This is a genomic window from Janthinobacterium sp. UMAB-56, from assembly GCF_900095265.1.
In the GTDB taxonomy this organism is placed as follows: Bacteria; Pseudomonadota; Gammaproteobacteria; order Burkholderiales; family Burkholderiaceae_D; genus Janthinobacterium.
Map to the genome: position 1 here is coordinate 481,679 of NZ_LT607652.1, position 14,010 is coordinate 495,688.

The 14,010-nt window shown below is 63.7% G+C and carries 14 protein-coding genes; 9 read left to right on the forward strand and 5 right to left on the reverse strand.

Features of this window, described 5'->3' with window-relative positions; translation table 11 throughout:
- The first annotated feature begins 165 nt into the window (after positions 1-165).
- Positions 166-2,436, forward strand: a complete 2,271-nt coding sequence (locus K0F85_RS05210) for an ABC transporter ATP-binding protein (RefSeq protein ID WP_219114847.1) — start codon at positions 166-168, stop codon at positions 2,434-2,436.
- A gap of 2 nt (positions 2,437-2,438) precedes the next feature.
- Positions 2,439-2,909: a DUF1854 domain-containing protein gene (locus K0F85_RS05215; RefSeq protein ID WP_219114848.1), complete on the forward strand. Its 471-nt coding sequence runs from the start codon at positions 2,439-2,441 to the stop codon at positions 2,907-2,909.
- 138 nt (positions 2,910-3,047) lie between these two features.
- On the opposite strand, the gene K0F85_RS05220 is transcribed toward K0F85_RS05215, so the two are convergent.
- Complete coding sequence (locus K0F85_RS05220; RefSeq protein ID WP_219114849.1) at positions 3,048-4,562, reverse strand: AMP nucleosidase; 1,515 nt, start codon at positions 4,560-4,562, stop codon at positions 3,048-3,050.
- Between the two features lie 112 nt (positions 4,563-4,674).
- Here K0F85_RS05220 and K0F85_RS05225 point away from each other — a divergent pair, with 112 nt between their 5' ends.
- The 4 genes from K0F85_RS05225 to K0F85_RS05240 are packed head-to-tail and all read left to right on the forward strand — an operon-like array spanning position 4,675 to position 7,203.
- Positions 4,675-5,274 carry a TetR/AcrR family transcriptional regulator gene (locus tag K0F85_RS05225; protein ID WP_219114850.1) on the forward strand — a complete coding sequence of 200 codons (600 nt, stop codon included), beginning with the start codon at positions 4,675-4,677 and terminating at the stop codon, positions 5,272-5,274.
- A gap of 14 nt (positions 5,275-5,288) precedes the next feature.
- The gene (gene map / locus K0F85_RS05230; RefSeq protein WP_219114851.1) at positions 5,289-6,092 is read left to right on the forward strand and encodes a type I methionyl aminopeptidase; all 804 of its coding nucleotides are present in this window, start codon (positions 5,289-5,291) and stop codon (positions 6,090-6,092) included.
- 2 nt (positions 6,093-6,094) lie between these two features.
- Complete coding sequence (locus tag K0F85_RS05235) at positions 6,095-6,496, forward strand: hypothetical protein (RefSeq protein WP_219114852.1); 402 nt, start codon at positions 6,095-6,097, stop codon at positions 6,494-6,496.
- Positions 6,497-6,555: 59 nt separating this feature from the next.
- Positions 6,556-7,203 carry an FABP family protein gene (locus K0F85_RS05240; RefSeq protein ID WP_219114853.1) on the forward strand — a complete coding sequence of 216 codons (648 nt, stop codon included), beginning with the start codon at positions 6,556-6,558 and terminating at the stop codon, positions 7,201-7,203.
- On the opposite strand, the gene K0F85_RS05245 is transcribed toward K0F85_RS05240, so the two are convergent.
- Both K0F85_RS05245 and K0F85_RS05250 read right to left on the reverse strand, forming a co-directional pair.
- Positions 7,200-9,662: a tetratricopeptide repeat protein gene (locus K0F85_RS05245; protein ID WP_219114854.1), complete on the reverse strand. Its 2,463-nt coding sequence runs from the start codon at positions 9,660-9,662 to the stop codon at positions 7,200-7,202. The two genes, K0F85_RS05240 and K0F85_RS05245, sit on opposite strands and share 4 nt — an antisense overlap.
- A gap of 80 nt (positions 9,663-9,742) precedes the next feature.
- Entirely contained in the window at positions 9,743-10,522 is a 780-nt protein-coding gene (locus K0F85_RS05250; RefSeq protein ID WP_219114855.1) for a helix-turn-helix transcriptional regulator, read from the reverse strand.
- Positions 10,523-10,618: 96 nt separating this feature from the next.
- Between K0F85_RS05250 and K0F85_RS05255 the strand changes: the two genes are divergently transcribed.
- A complete protein-coding gene (locus K0F85_RS05255) occupies positions 10,619-11,512 on the forward strand; it encodes a DMT family transporter (RefSeq protein WP_219114856.1) in 894 nt (297 codons plus the stop codon).
- Positions 11,513-11,550: 38 nt separating this feature from the next.
- Positions 11,551-12,138, forward strand: coding sequence for an O-methyltransferase (locus K0F85_RS05260; protein ID WP_219114857.1), 588 nt, complete (start codon positions 11,551-11,553; stop codon positions 12,136-12,138).
- Between the two features lie 4 nt (positions 12,139-12,142).
- On the opposite strand, the gene K0F85_RS05265 is transcribed toward K0F85_RS05260, so the two are convergent.
- Entirely contained in the window at positions 12,143-12,652 is a 510-nt protein-coding gene (locus tag K0F85_RS05265) for a GAF domain-containing protein (protein WP_306983223.1), read from the reverse strand.
- Between the two features lie 67 nt (positions 12,653-12,719).
- The gene (locus K0F85_RS05270) at positions 12,720-13,610 is read right to left on the reverse strand and encodes a LysR family transcriptional regulator (RefSeq protein WP_257572536.1); all 891 of its coding nucleotides are present in this window, start codon (positions 13,608-13,610) and stop codon (positions 12,720-12,722) included.
- Positions 13,611-13,695: 85 nt separating this feature from the next.
- Here K0F85_RS05270 and K0F85_RS28605 point away from each other — a divergent pair.
- Positions 13,696-14,010: aldo/keto reductase (locus K0F85_RS28605; RefSeq protein WP_257572537.1), on the forward strand; the 315-nt coding region annotated here is incomplete at its 3' end.

Genomic DNA, 14,010 nt, shown 5'->3' on the forward strand with positions numbered 1-14,010 from the left:
TGCCATCATTCCTTACCGTCAGGCATCCATTCGATACAATACAGGAAATTGCCACTGGTGCATCTACCTCGCCATCGCGCAGTACACAAACCTTGATCGGGCGTCTGCCCCATCCCCCAAATCCCGCCCTGAAGGGCTTGGCCTCGAGCCGGAGTATGCTTTACGATGACAACTGAACTGAGTGTTCCTGCAACAACTATTCCCCTTACCTCGCTACCGGAACACTGGCTGGCGGAAGTGGAAAGCAAGCTTTCTCCAGGGGAGAACGTTTTAAGTAGCGTTGAGGTTGACCTCGATGCGCGATTACGTTTCACAAAAGGCATAATTGTTGTCACTGAGCAGCGTTTACTGGCCCGTTCCCCAGGCGATACCGCCTGGAAAAGCTGGTCCTTCCGCGCCGGACTGCGGCTGACGCACCATGACCACGCCGGTGTTGGCCATCTGGAATTGTTTGACGACCATGGTCGCCTGGCTTCGTGGCGCTTCACCCTGGGCCAGAACCTGCACGCCATTCGCGTGCTGGAGCAGTTCGTCGAACGCCTCGACAGCCACCTGACGGGCCAGCCCGTGCTGGAAGCGGAGCAGGAAGTGTGTCCGAGCTGCAAGGCGCCTCTGGAACCGGAGCAGGAAGAATGCCCGATCTGCGCCAAGGTGCTGTATACGCCGCCATCGACCTGGACCTTGTTCCGCCTGTGGCGCTTCGCCCATCCCTACCGTGGTCAGCTGGCCCTGGGCTTCATGCTGATGCTGCTGAGTACTGCCGCGCACATGATTCCGCCTTACCTGACGGCACCGCTGATGGACAATGTGCTGATCCCGTATCAAAACGGCAAGCATATCGACCCGTGGCTGGTGGTGTACTACATGAGCGGCTTGCTCGGTTCGGCCCTGCTGGCCTGGCTGCTGGGCTGGGGCAAGACGTATGTGCTGGCCCTGGTGTCCGAACGCATGGGCGCTGATCTGCGCTCGGCCACGTATGAACACCTGATGAAGTTGTCGCTCGAATTCTTTGGTGGCAAGCGCACGGGCGACCTGATGTCGCGCATCGGCAGTGGCAGCGACCGCATCTGCGTCTTCCTCTCGCTGCATTTGCTCGATTTCGCTTCCGACGTGCTGATGATCATCATGACGGGCGTGATCCTGTGGTCGATGAACCCCTGGCTGGCCATCATGACCCTGGCGCCGCTGCCCTTCATCGCCTGGATGATCCACCTGGTGCGCGACCGTTTGCGCACGGGCTTTGAAAAGATCGACCGCGTGTGGAGCGAAGTGACCAACGTGCTGGCCGATACGATTCCCGGCATCCGCGTGGTGAAGGCGTTTGCGCAGGAAAAACGCGAGGCGGCCCGCTTCCGCGACGCCAACGCGCACAACCTGGCTGTCAACGACAAATTGAACAAGGTCTGGTCGCTGTTCTCGCCGACGGTGTCGTTTTTGACGGAGATGGGTTTATTGGTCATCTGGTGCTTCGGCATATGGCAACTGTCGCGCGGCGAAATCACGGTCGGCGTGCTGACCGCCTTCATCGCTTACAGCACGCGTTTCTATGGCCGCCTTGACTCCATGAGCCGCATCGTCTCCGTGACGCAGAAATCGGCGTCCGCCGCCAAGCGCATCTTCGACATCCTCGACCACGTGTCGAGCGTGCCGGAGCCGGCGCATCCCGTCAAACTGGAGAAGATCGAGGGCAGGATCGATTTGCGCGAAGTCGGTTTTCGCTATGGCAACCGGGCCGTCAACCGTGGCATCACCCTGAACATCAAGGCCGGCGAGATGATCGGCCTGGTGGGCCACAGCGGTTCGGGCAAGAGCACCCTGGTCAACCTGATCTGCCGCTTCTACGACGTGTCGGAAGGCGCGATCTTGCTCGACGGTGTAGACATCCGCTCGTTCGCCGTGTCCGACTACCGCCGCAATATCGGCTTGGTACTGCAGGAACCGTTCCTGTTCTTCGGCACCATCGCGGAAAATATCGCCTATGGCAAGCCGCACGCGACGCGCCAGGAAATCATTGCCGCCGCGCGCGCCGCGCATGCCCACGAATTCATCCTGCGCCTGCCGCAAGGCTACGATTCGATGGTGGGCGAGCGTGGCCAGGGCCTGTCCGGTGGCGAGCGCCAGCGCATCTCGATCGCCCGCGCCCTGCTGATCGACCCGCGCATCCTGATCATGGATGAAGCGACATCGTCGGTCGATTCGGAAACGGAAAAAGAAATCCAGAAGGCGCTGGACAACCTGGTGCAAGGCCGCACGACGATCGCCATCGCGCACAGGCTGTCGACCTTGCACCGCGCCGACCGCCTGGTGGTGCTGGACCGCGGCCAGGTCGTCGAAGTGGGCAGTCACGATGAACTGATGGCGAAAGAGGGCGCCTATTTCCGCCTCTACGAAGCACAGGCGCGCAACAACGAACTCGCCCTGGATGACAAGGAATGAGCATGGCCAGTACAACTTTTACATTAAGCCGCGACACCTTCGGCAAGCTGGTGATGACGGACGCGGACGGCCAGGTCTTTGAAGGCGTGGCGCCCGTGCGCGCCTTCCCCATCCAGTCGCCCGACGAAGGCATTTCGCTGGTGCTGGGCAATGGCAAGGAAGTGGCGTGGATAGAGCGCCTTGACTCCTTGCCGGAACCGGCGCGCAGCCTGCTGCAGGAAGAGCTGGAAGGGCGCGAATTCATGCCCGAGATCGCGCGTGTGAAAAGCGTTTCCAGCTTTGCCACGCCATGCACCTGGCATGTGGACACGGACCGGGGCGAGACGCAATTCGTGCTGAAAGGCGAGGAAGACATCCGCCGCATCGGCGCTGCGTCGCTGTTGATCGCCGACAATCACGGCATCCACTTTTTGATACGTGACATGTTCAATATCGACAAGACGACGCGGAAGATACTCGATCGCTTCCTGTAGGCGATGGAAAAACGGCGCCTTCAAGGCGCCGTTTTTTTACTTCCTTCTATTTGGCTCATACTCCCTACGTATCGAGACCATCTGGTATTTTTCGTGAGTGGACTGGCGGATCAGGTGGCCCGCCAGGCAAGCATGTGTTTACTGAAATGCCACTTCCGCAAAGCTGCGCAATTTGCGGCTATGCAGCCGGTCCACGCCCTGGCGGCGCAGCAGTTCCACGGCGCGGATGCCGATGCGCAGGTGCTGGTCGACCCGTTCGCGGTAGAAGTGGTTGGCCATGCCGGGCAGCTTGATTTCGCCGTGCAGCGGCTTGTCGCTCACGCACAGCAAGGTGCCGTACGGGACGCGGAAGCGGAAGCCGTTGGCGGCGATGGTCGCGCTTTCCATGTCCAGCGCGACGGCCCGGCTCTGGCTGAAACGGCGCTCCGGCGTGCGCTGCGGCAGCAATTCCCAGTTGCGGTTGTCCGTGCTGGCCACCGTCCCCGTGCGCATGATGTGTTTCAAGTCATGCCCCGTCAGCTGCGTGATTTCCGCCACTGCCGTTTGCAGCGCCTGCTGGATTTCCGCCAGCGGCGGGATAGGCACCCACAGCGGCAAGTCTTCGTCGAGCACATGGTCTTCGCGCACATAGGCATGCGCCAGCACATAGTCGCCCAGGCTTTGCGTGGTGCGCAGACCCGCGCAATGGCCCAGCATCAGCCAGGCGTGCGGGCGCAGCACGGCGATATGGTCGGTGATGGTCTTGGCGTTGGCGGGGCCGACGCCAATATTGACCATGGTGATGCCGCTGCCGTCCGCGCGCAGCAGATGGTAGGCGGGCATCTGCGGCAGGCGCGGCGGTGCGGCGCCCAGCGCATCGTCGCTTTCTCCTGACTGGCCGACCCGGCGCGTGACGACGTTGCCCGGTTCGACAAAGGCGATGTAGCCGTCGTCGTCCGAGGGCGCTAGCGCATCGGGCGCGCGCTCCATCATGGCGTGGCCCAGGCGGATGAATTCGTCGATGTAGAACTGGTAGTTGGTGAACAGGACGAAGTTCTGGAAGTGCTGCGGCGAGGTGCCGCTGTAGTGGCGCAGGCGCTGCAGCGAGTAATCGACGCGCGGACCCGTGAACAGGGCCAGCGGCTGCGCTTCGCCATGCGCCGGTTCGTGCGTGCCGTTGGCGATGCCGTCGTCCATGGCCGACAGGTCGGGCAGGTCGAACAGGTCGCGCATGGCCAGGCGGCGGCCGGCATCCATATTGCCTTCGATATGGTCATGCTCGGCGAATGAGAAATGTACGGGGATGGGCTGGGCGCTGACGCCCACTTCAAGGTGCACCTTCTGGCCGCTGTTATGGTTTTTCAGCAGCAGCGTGAACTGGTCGAGGTAATAGTCGCCGAACAGGTCGGGGCGCGTCAGGGTGGTTTCAAACACGCCGGGGCCGGCGACAAAGCCGTAGGCCAGCGGCGAGTCGGCGCGCGCCACGGTATCGGTCTGGATGCGTACGAAGGGGTAACAGGCGCGCACTCTTTCGTGCATGTCTTCGCCGGCGACGAAGCGCTGCAGCGCATCGCGCAGGTGTTCGATGCTGCTGCGGTAAATGGCTTGCACTTGTTCCAATGCCAGGCGTGGATCGTCGAAGCGGGAGGAGGCGATGAAGGGGGGCGTAAGCAAGCGGATTCTCCTTGTAGCGGTTCGTGCATACCATTGTAAGGCAGCGGGCCAACTCTTGTCGGTGCATCTGGTGGCGCTTGACGAATTCAAATAGAATCTGTATTCTATTTGAATGGTCAGACTCGCAAAATTCAACGAAAACAACTTCATCGACAGCGCAATAGCCGTCGCCGCCCAATGCGGCGTGGCCGCCGTGTCGATGAGCGCCATCGCCGTCAAGGCCGGTGCGCCCATCGGCTCCGTGTATCACCGCTTCGATTCGCGCAACGCCATCCTGGCGCGCGCCTGGCTGCGCGTGAAAAGCGACTTCCGCGAGGAAGTGGCCAGCCGCTGGCTGGGCGGCGACACCTGGGCCGGCGTGCACGGCTTGCTGGACTGGTGCCGGCGCAAGCCCGTGTATGCGCGCTTCCTGCTGCAATGCGCTGACAGCCCCGATTTCAGCAGTGGTCTCAGCGAGCAATTGCTGGCCGCCGTGGAGGAAGAACAGGCGGCGCTCGACGCCTGCTTCGTGCGCTGCGCCGAAGCCATGCCTGCCACCGCAGAGCTGGACCTCGATCACATGCTGCTCAAATTCGTGCTGATCGACGCCCCCGTGGCCGTCGTCAAGCCCTACCTGGCACAGGAGCGGCCGATACCTGCCAGTGTCGACGCCATGTTGCGCGCCTCGCACGACGCCGTGCGCGGCTGGGCCTTGCACACCACATCACACTAACCAAGAAGAAATCCATGCGCTATTCCACCCAGCTTGAACACGGCAAGAAAATCCCCCTGCACGACGAAGAAGGCTTCATCGGCATGCGCGCGGCCGGCCGCATCGCCGCCGACACGCTCGATTACATCACGCCTTTCGTGAAACCCGGCGTGTCGACGGCCAAACTCGATGCCCTGTGCGAAGAATTCATGCGCGCCGCCGGCGCCATCCCCGGCACCATCGACTACCACGGCTACAAGCACGCCAGCTGCATCTCCGTCAATCACGTGGTCACGCACGGCATCCCGTCCGAGACCAAGATATTGAAAGTGGGCGATATCCTGAACATCGATGTGACGCCGAAGTTCAACGGCTGGTTTGGCGACACCAGCCGCACCTTCAAGGTGGGCGCCGTCTCCATCCTGGCCAATCGCCTCGTCAACACGGCATATGAAGCCATGATGGCGGGCATCCACACCGTGCGTCCGGGCGCCACCCTGGGCGACGTGGGCGCCGCCATCGAGGCGGTGGCCAAGGCGCAGGGTTTTTCCTCCGTACGCGACTTCTGCGGCCATGGCGTGGGCCAGGTTTTCCACGACACGCCGCAAGTGCTGCACTATGGCCGCGCCGGCACGGGCATCGTGCTGGAACCGGGCATGATCTTTACCATCGAGCCCATGCTCAACGTGGGGAGCTATCAGGTCAAAGTCTTGCCGGACAAATGGACGACGGTGACGAAAGACCGCTCGCTGTCGGCGCAGTTCGAGCACTCGCTGGCCGTGACGGAAACGGGCTTTGAAATCTTCACCCTTACCGGCTTGCCTGACCCGCTGGTCTGAGCATGCAGGCGGCCAGCCCCAGCCTGACGCAGCGCCTGCTGAGCAAGTATCGGCACGCTCCGGAAGACGCGCTGCAGCACGTGGCGCTGGCCGTGCTGCAGCAGGAAGGCATCCGCGACGACAGCGTGCTGCTCATCGAACGCATCGCGGCCCTGGCGCCGCCCGTCGCAAGCGTTGTGACCCTGGCCGAGTGGCTGAACTATGTGGATTGGGAAGGCTTTGGCAGCGCCCTGCATGTCAATATCGTCGCAGTGGCGGCGCTGATCGCCGATGATCTGCTGCAGCCCGACATCGCCGACAAGCTGCTGCGCGCACGCGACGCGGCCGTGTTCGAGGCGCAGCGCCCCGCGCTGGCGACAGCAGCCTTGCTCTTCATCGAGGGCCACGTCGCGCTCTTTCCCTGACGGCGGCCGGCCTCTTACAATGGCGGCAAGCACTGTTGCCCCATTTTGAAGACTTCTGCATGAGCGATTTTCCCGAAGATATCTACACCGAGCCGTCCGCCGACGTGCACACCCTGAACAACCTGGGCCCCTTGACCGGCATGGCCGGCATCTGGACGGGCACGCGCGGCCTGGACGTCAAGCCGAAAGCCGACGGCCCGCGCAAGCAGGCGTTTGTCGAACGCATCGAACTGCAGCCGATCGACCCCGTCAGCAACGGTCCGCAACTGTTCTACGGCTTGCGCTATTACATCCATATCACCAAGCCGGACCAGGTGAAAACGTATCATGAACAGGTCGGCTACTGGCTGTGGGAGCCGGCCACCGGCGCCGTGATCCAGACCCTGGCCATCCCGCGCGGCCAGATCGCCATGGCGTCCGGCACGACGACGGCGGATGCCAGCAGTTTCGAACTGGTGGCCAAGCGTGATTCGACGGCCTACGGCATCTGCTCGAATCCCTTCCTCGAACATGCGTTCACCACCGTCGAATACCGCATCAAGGTCGAAATCCATGCGGATGGCAGCTGGGGCTACGACGAAGACACGGTCATGCTGATTCGTGGCAAGGATGAACCGTTCCACCACACGGACCGCAACCGGCTCACAAAAATCGGCGAGCCTACGCCGAATCCGATGGCCTTGCAGGCGCTGGCGGCTGCCGCTTAAGGCTGTCCCTGCGCGACGGCCTTGATGGCGCGCTCCTCGCCCATGGCGGCGGCGATCTTCCAGCGCTGCATGGCGCTGGCGCGGTCGGGACGTTTCAAGCCCGCGCCTTCCCAGTCCATCAGGCCCAGGTTATAGATATCGCCCGCGCTGCCCTTGTCGGCGGCCAGGGTGAACCATTTGCGCGCTTCCTTGTGGTTGACGGGGATCTGGTAGCCGCGCACGTGGTACAGGCCCAGCAAATGCATGGCTTGCGCATTGCCCTTGTTCGCGGCCTGTTTCAGCAGATCGAGTCCACGCGCCATATTGCGCGGCTCTTGCCAGCCTTCGGCCAGCATCACGCCTTTCGCCGTCAGCGCATAGCTGTCGTTTTTCAGCAGGCCCTTGCCGATCAGGGGCTTGGCGGCCACCTGGCGCGCTACGCGCTGCTGCGCCGTTGGCGCGCTGACCGGGCCGGGCTTGCCTTCCCCCATCAGCAGCATCCAGCCATATAAACCGTAGGCGCCGGCGTCACCCTTGCCGACCAGGCTTTCCAGCATGGCCAGGGCCTGCGCCTTGTCGCCATTTTCGTACAGCTTGACTGCCTTGGCGCTACTTGCGTCCTGCGGCACGGCCGCTGGCGCATGGGGCGCGACGGGCGCCGACGTCATGACCGCCTGCTGCGGCGCAGAAACCGGACGCACGCGCACGGGCAAGCCATAGCTGGCAGCCAGCACGGCCAGGCTGGCGGGCGCCAGGATCAGCACTTGCGCCAGCTGGTTGCGGCGGCCCTTGCCGGCGATGGCCATGGCGCGTTCGGCCTGCTGCTCGCCGCCCAGCGCCTCGCTGAGCACGGCTTTGACCTTGCGGTTGAACAGCCAGTAGCCGGCACCCGTGACGAGTAAACCTGCGACGGCGGCGGCACCGCGCCCGGCGAAGAACCAGGTGGCGATGGCGGCGGCCAAGGCGACCAGCGCGCTTTTCCACCAGAATTGCTTGGCCAGCCGCGTGTAGACCTGGCGCAGGGCACCGAGCACGCAGGTGCGCACATTCTGCGCATACTCGGCCGTGACGACGTCGACGTGCGCGTGATCCGCGTCGCCGCTGAGCACCGACTCGATCACGTCCGCATTCAATTCCGAGGCGGCCACGTCGCGCAGTGGCGTCAATAGCCCTTGCACGTGGGCCGAGAACAGGCCGTCGTCTGCGCTGCCGGCCAGCGCGTCGCTGAGCGCCTTGAGGTCGCCGCGCAGCAGCTTTTCCACGATGTCGTCCAGGGTCAGCCAGCGCAAGTCCGTGCCATACGCCACCAGGTGGTGTTTTTCTGCGTTGCACGCTGCATCCAGGCGCACGATGCGCAGCTTGCCCGCGTACAGGGCGTCGACTTCCTGCGGCTGGTCTTCATTGTAAATGCTCACTTTTGCCAGGGCCAGGCTGCTGCCAAGGGCCGCCAGTGAGTGCACGCTCTCCTTTTCGCGGATGCGGCGCGCGTCGTCGGGTGCCTGCTTGGGCAGGCTGACGCTGTAGCCGGGCGTCACCTGCACGTCGACCCAGGCCGCCTCGCCCACCTTGCCGGAACCGTCGCAGGGGTTGCAGCGCAAGTCGCCCACCCCGCTGCAGGTGCGGCAGGTGATGCTGCCGCTGGCGCGGCAAGTGCCGCACTGGATGTTGCCGGAACCGTGGCAAGTGCTGCAGCTGACTTTGCCGAAGCTGCAATGGTAACAATTGCGATGTTCGGTGCGGTATTGCGTGCGCGTTTCGCTGTGGTAGCTGGTGTGCGAGCTGCCGTTGCTGTAGGTGGTAGTGGGTACTTGCACCGTGATGTAATCGGTGACTTGCTCGGCGACCGTGCCGCTGCCGCTGCAATACGAGCAGGACACCTTGCCGCTGCCGTAGCAGCCGTAGGCGTCGCAGCTGACGCTGCGCCCGCCATGGCAGTTCCAGCAGGTTTCCGTGCTCGAACCGTGACAGGTGTGGCAGCTGATGCGGCCTTTTCCGCGGCAGTTGCTGCAGGTGTCGAGGTGCCAGTATTTGACGGCATGCGGCAGGTAGACACCCGCCTCGACGCCGTTGTAGGCCTGGCCAGCCTGGCGCAAGGCATTGTCGAGCTTGCCTGCCGCGCGGCGCAGGCGTTCTTTCTCCTGCGCGTGAGCGAGTGCTCCCACCTCGTGGGAGGCACAGTGGCAGTCATTGCCCGAGGGGGCGAAGTAGCCATTGATGACACGCTGCTCGAAGCGCGCTTCGAGCGCGTAATTGGCTTGCAGGGAAAAATCCTGCAGCACGTCTTCCTCGCCCAGCGGCGTGATGTCGTGCGGCTCGAAACGCGTCTTGTCCTGCACCAGCGTGCGCAGCTTGCCCAGCACGGTGGGTATCTCCTCCTTGTCCAGGCGGATGGGCGCTGGCGCCGTCACGGTCGTTGCTGATGCCTGAGGCATGTCTTCGCTGCCCTGGGTATCGGTGGCCGTCTCGGTGCTGGGGTTCATGCGCGTCCTTTTGCTCTCTGGAAAGATGTTTGAATTTTAGCATCCCTATATGACAAAGTGGACAGCGCCGGTCCGCTGTGTCAGCGCAGGCCGCGGCGGAACTGGTCGGGCGTGCCGCCGCTTTGCCGGCGAAACATGGCGATGAAGGCCGAGGCAGTGCTGTAACCGAGTTCCAGCGCGATCGCCTGCACCGTGTCACCGCGTTCCAGCAGGGGAAGGGCCGCCAGGAAGCGCTGGCGCTGGCGCCATTCGCCGAACGGCATGCCCAGTTCGCGCTGGCAGCGGCGCGCCAGCGTGCGTTCGGTCAGGTGCAGTTGCGCGGCCCACTCGGCCAGCGAGTGCTTACTACCCGGGTCTGCCTGCAGGGCCGCCAGCAGCGCCGCGATGACGGGCTCGTCGCTGCCGGGCAGATAGTTGCGGCTGCACGGCGCCAGCTGCAACTGGTCGACCAGCACCTGCGCCAGGCGCCGGTCCGCCACGGTGGCGGGCGTGGTGACGCCGCGCCCGGCAAAGTCACCGAGTATGGCTTTCAGCAAGGGACTCAGCACCAGCGCGCACGGCTGCGCGGGCAGTTGCGCACACAGGCTGGCATCGATATAGGCGGAATGAAAGGTCACATCCTGGCGAATATAACCGTCGTGCAAGGTCTCGGGCGGTATCCACACGGCATACTGGGGCGGCGACAGATAGCGCTGGCCCGCCACCATGATTTCCATCACGCCCGTGGAACAATACGTGAGCTGTCCCCACGGATGGCTCTGGTAATCGAACTGCTGGTGCGCGCGGTAATCGTCGAGGCGAAAGTATACGGGGTAGGGCAGGGTGTCGGAAACGGCGGGAAAATGCTGGTTGTTGGCCATCTTGTCCTGTTCTTCGCATCGTTTGTCCGGTCTGCATTATATCCATGGAATCGGACCATGCGAAAATGGCAGTCATTCATTCATGGAGTTTTTCGCATGCAAGCCAGGCATTACCTGTTTCCCGTGTTCGCCGTGTTGATCTGGGCCATCAATACCATCGTCAGCAAGATGGCCGTGGGCGTGATCGATCCGGCCGCCATCGCGTTCTACCGCTGGCTGCTGGCCGGCATGCTGCTGGCGCTGGTGTTTGGCCGCGCCGTGTGGAAGCAGCGGGCCGTCGTCAAGCCCTATCTTGGTAAATTGTTTGTGCTGGGCATGTTGGGCATGGTCATGTACCAATGCCTGGCGTATATCGCCGCGCAAACGACGACGGCCACCAATATGGGCATCCTCGCGTCGATGATGCCGCTGCTGGCCGTGGCCTTGTCCGTATTGCTGCTGGGTGAGGCGCCCACCGTGGGCGGCGTGTTTGGCGGCCTGGTGTCGCTGCTGGGACTCGGCTATTTGCTCAGCCATGGCGACCCGACCGCCCTGATCGCCCACGGCGCGGCCGTTGGCGATGCCCTGATGTTGCTGGCGTGCCTGTCGTATGCGGGCTACGGCGTGCTGCTCAAGCGCTGGATGATCCCCCTGAATAACTGGCACTCGCTGCTGATACAGGTCTGGTGCGCCGTGCCCGTGCTGTGCGTGTATTACCTGAGCCAGTCGGCGCCGCCCGTCACCGGCGCCGGCTTGCCGCTGGTGCTGTTTGCCGGCATCCCCGCGTCCATCCTTGCACCTTTTTTGTGGATGCACGGCCTGGCCAAGCTGGGACCGAGTCGCGCCACGACATTGATGAATCTATTGCCCGTGTTTACGGTGATCATCGCCATGCTGTTCCTCGGTGAAACCCTGCATAGCTATGATGTGATCGGCGGCGGCGTGACTCTGCTCGGCGTGGTGCTGGTGCAAACCCTGAAGCGCCCGCTGCGGCGCGGCGCCAGCGCCTAGTTTTTTTGCTATGCTGATGCTTTTAACAAGGAGGCGGCATGCACGGCATCGACACTCTATTAAGCGAACTCGAAGCATTCGGTAGCAGCAACGATGCGGCGCACGCGGAGCGCGCTCGCCGCATGCTCAATATCACGCGCGACACGGGTCAATTGCTGGCCGTGCTGGTGCACGCGCGCGGCGCGCGCCGGGTGCTGGAAATCGGCACGTCGAACGGCTATTCCACCTTGTGGCTGGCGCGCGCGGTACAGGCGCTGGGCGGCAGCGTGGTGACGGTGGAAAAGGCGCAGGACAAGTTCGACATGGCGCAGGCCAACTTTGTGCGCGCGCAACTGCAGGGCGTGATCAAGCAGTTGCTGGCGGACGCAGACGATGTGCTGCGCGATGCGCCTGACGGCGCCTACGATTTCATCTTCCTCGATTCCGCGCGCCAGCACTACGCGCAGTGGTGGCCGCAGCTGGACCGGGTGCTGGCGGCCGGCGGCGTGCTGGTGGTCGACAATGCCAGTTCGCACTACGCGGACATGGCGGGCTTCCTGGACGCCATCGGCGCCGACAGCCGCTACACGGTTTGCCTGGCGACTGTCGGCAAGGGTGAATTCATCGCCGTCAAGACGGGCAACTAGCCATTTACGCTGCGACGATGGCCGCTTCCAGCACGCGCACCAGCGATTCGACGCCCTGTGCGTCGACCGCGTCGAAGCGGCTAATCAGGGGACTGTCGAGGTCGAACACGCCGATGATCTGGCCGTTCGCAAAGACGGGCACCACCAGTTCCGAGCGGGAATGGACGTCGCAGGCGATGTGGCCGGGAAATGCATGCACATCCTGCACGACGATGGACTTGCCCTCGACCACAGTGGTGCCGCACACGCCGCGGCCCTTTTTGATACGGATGCAGGCCGGCTTGCCCTGGAATGGTCCCAGCACCAGCTCCTCGCCTTTGAGGAAATAAAAGCCGGCCCAGTTCAGGCCGGGCATGGTATTGAAAATGAGCGAACTGAAGTTGGCCGTATTGGCGATGAAATCGCTCTCGCCTGACAGCAAGCCTTGCAGTTGCGAGCGCAGGTCCGCATACATGGCGTGTTTGGCTGCGGGGGTATCGGTGCCGTAGGCGGCGTCGCTGATGGTAAACGTCATGGTCGTGGTGGCGCGCAAAAGGGGGAAGGCGCCATGGTAGCGCGTCTGGCGCATCCGCGCGCGGCCCTCAGTTTTTCAAATGTTCTTGCGCCAGCTGGCGCAGCAGGGGCAGGGCCGCATGGCCGTGCTCTTCCCGCCAGGCCAGGCCTATGCCGGCCGCCAATTCCTCGCCCTCCAGCAAGGGCCGGTAAGCCACGCCAGCCAGGCGCAGCGCGCGGAACGAGTCGGCCAGCAGGGCCATGCCCTTGCCGGCCGCCACGTCGCCGAGCAGCACATGGTGCTCGGGCGCTTCGCGCAGGAAGGCAGGCGCGAAGCCGTGCCGGCGGAAAACCTCCTGGCAATGGTCGAAAAAGGCGGGCTGGCGCGCTCGTTCGAACCAGTAAATCGATTCTGCCGCGATGTCGGTCAGGCTGAGCTTGCGCTTCTTCGCCAGGCGGTGGCCGGCTGGCAGGGCCAGCATCATGGGCTGGCGCGCCAGTGGCTGCACGGCCAGCTCGAAGGTGGCGCTGGGCAGGGCCAGCAGGGCCGCATCGAGCTGGCCCTTGCGCACGGCAGCGACCAGGCGCGGCGAGGGCGCCGCTGTCAGTTCCAGGCGAACCTCGTGGAGTTGCGCTTCCAGCGCCGCCAGCAGGGGGCGGAACAGGCCGGCCGCCACGGAGCTGGTCAGGCCCAGGCGCAGGCGAACGGGTGCACTATCTTGCTGCAGCGACGCTTGCGCCATATCGAGCAGATCGAGGATGTGCAGCGCCTGCGGCAGCAGGGTGCGGCCCGCCTGCGTCAGGGCCACGCCCTGCGTGTTGCGCTCGAACAGGCGCGCGCCCAGGTTTTCTTCCAGTACCCTGATGGCGCGTGACAGGGGCGGCTGGGTCATATGCAACTGTTGCGCCGCCTGGCGGAAATTCAGGCAGCGGGCGACGGCGCAAAACAGTGTCAATGCATGGGTATCGAGGGCTCTCATACCAGAAAGGTATCACGAAATCGCACCTTCCCTTGCCAGCCGTCGCGGCGCAGACTGGCCGCATTGACACTGGAGGGAGATCAACATGCAACTGCAACAACGACGCATCGGCCTTAGCGGCTTGCACAGCTCGGCACTGGGCCTGGGCTGCATGGGCATGTCGGAATTTTATGGCGCCACCGACGAGGCGCAATCGCTGGCCACGCTGGAAGCGGCCCTGGCGGCGGGCGTGACCCTGTTCGACACGGCCGACGCTTACGGTTTCGGCCACAACGAGCAATTGCTGGGACGCTTCCTGGCCGGCCATCGCGGCCAGGCCCTGCTCGCCACCAAGTGCGGCCTGGCGCGCGAGGCGGGCAGTTACGCGCGCCGCGTCGACAATTCCCCCGCCTATATCCGC